Raw genomic sequence first — 1779 nt, forward strand, 5'->3', positions numbered from 1 at the left:
TTGCGCCGAATAAATACCTGTGACGGAAGATCACTTCGCAGAATAAATAAATCCTGGTGTCCCTGTTGATACCGGGAAGCCCTGGGCCAACTTTTGGCGAAAATGAGACGTTGATCGGCACGTAAGAGGTTCCAACTTTCACCATAATGAAATAAGATCACTACCGGGCGCTGAGAGATCCCCTCATAATTTCCCCAAAGCGTAACCATGTGTGAATAAATTTTGAGCTAGTAGGGTTGCAGCCACGAGTAAGTCTTCCCTTGTTATTGTGTAGCCAGAATGCCGCAAAACTTCCATGCCTAAGCGAACTGTTGAGAGTACGTTTCGATTTCTGACTGTGTTAGCCTGGAAGTGCTTGTCCCAACCTTGTTTCTGAGCATGAACGCCCGCAAGCCAACATGTTAGTTGAAGCATCAGGGCGATTAGCAGCATGATATCAAAACGCTCTGAGCTGCTCGTTCGGCTATGGCGTAGGCCTAGTCCGTAGGCAGGACTTTTCAAGTCTCGGAAGGTTTCTTCAATCTGCATTCGCTTCGAATAGATATTAACAAGTTGTTTGGGTGTTCGAATTTCAACAGGTAAGTTAGTTGCTAGAACCCATGGCTCCTTTGCCGACGCTGAGTAGATTTTAGGTGACGGGTGGTGACAATGAGTCCGTGTCGAGCGCTGATTTTTTCGGCCTTTAGAGCGAGATTTATACAATAGAATTTGGCATGAGATTGGATTGCTTTTAGTCAGCCTCTTATAGCCTAAAGTCTTTGAGTGACTAGATGACATATCATGTAAGTTGCTGATAGGTTTCCAGTTTTCCGCTCCTAGGTCTGCATATTGTACTTTTCCTCTTACTCGACTTAACCAGTACCAACCCAGCTTCTCAACGGATTTATACCATGGCACTTTAAAGCCAGCATCACTGACAATGAGCGGTGTGGTGTTACTCGGTAGAATGCTCGCAAGGTCGGCTAGAAATTGGTCATGAGCTTTCTTTGAACATTGCTCTGAAAGCGGGAACGCTTTCTCATAAAGAGTAACAGAACGACCGTGTAGTGCGACTGAAGCTCGCAATACCATAAGTCGTTTTTGCTCACGAATATCAGACCAGTCAACAAGTACAATGGGCATCGTATTGCCCGAACAGATAAAGCTAGCATGCCAACGGTATACAGCGAGTCGCTCTTTGTGGAGGTGACGATTACCTAACAATCGGTCGATTCGTTTGATGTTATGTTTTGTTCTCGCTTTGGTTGGCAGGTTACGGCCAAGTTCGGTAAGAGTGAGAGTTTTACAGTCAAGTAATGCGTGGCAAGCCAACGTTAAGCTGTTGAGTCGTTTTAAGTGTAATTCGGGGCAGAATTGGTAAAGAGAGTCGTGTAAAATATCGAGTTCGCACATCTTGTTGTCTGATTATTGATTTTTCGCGAAACCATTTGATCATATGACAAGATGTGTATCCACCTTAACTTAATGATTTTTACCAAAATCATTAGGGGATTCATCAGTACCGGGCGTATTTTTTGAGTTATCGAGATTTTCAGGAGCTAAGGAAGCTAAAATGGAGAAAAAAATCACTGGATATACCACCGTTGATATATCCCAATGGCATCGTAAAGAACATTTTGAGGCATTTCAGTCAGTTGCTCAATGTACCTATAACCAGACCGTTCAGCTGGATATTACGGCCTTTTTAAAGACCGTAAAGAAAAATAACAACAAGTTTCAACCGGCCTATAACCACATTAAGGCACGCTGGATAAATGCTCATCTCGACTTTCGTATGGC

General features: G+C 43.7%; 2 protein-coding genes. One reads left to right on the forward strand and one right to left on the reverse strand.

All coding sequences use genetic code 11. The features are described 5' to 3' along the window. Positions 1-183: 183 nt before the first annotated feature. Positions 184-1392: an IS4-like element ISVsa5 family transposase gene (locus KO509_RS11450; protein ID WP_001339197.1), complete on the reverse strand. Its 1209-nt coding sequence runs from the start codon at positions 1390-1392 to the stop codon at positions 184-186. Positions 1393-1552: 160 nt separating this feature from the next. Here KO509_RS11450 and KO509_RS11455 point away from each other — a divergent pair. After that, a partial coding sequence (locus KO509_RS11455) for a CatA-like O-acetyltransferase (RefSeq protein WP_252727520.1) occupies positions 1553-1779 on the forward strand: 227 nt, incomplete at its 3' end.

The organism is Colwellia sp. C2M11, from assembly GCF_018860915.1.
Classification (GTDB): domain Bacteria; phylum Pseudomonadota; class Gammaproteobacteria; order Enterobacterales; family Alteromonadaceae; genus Colwellia.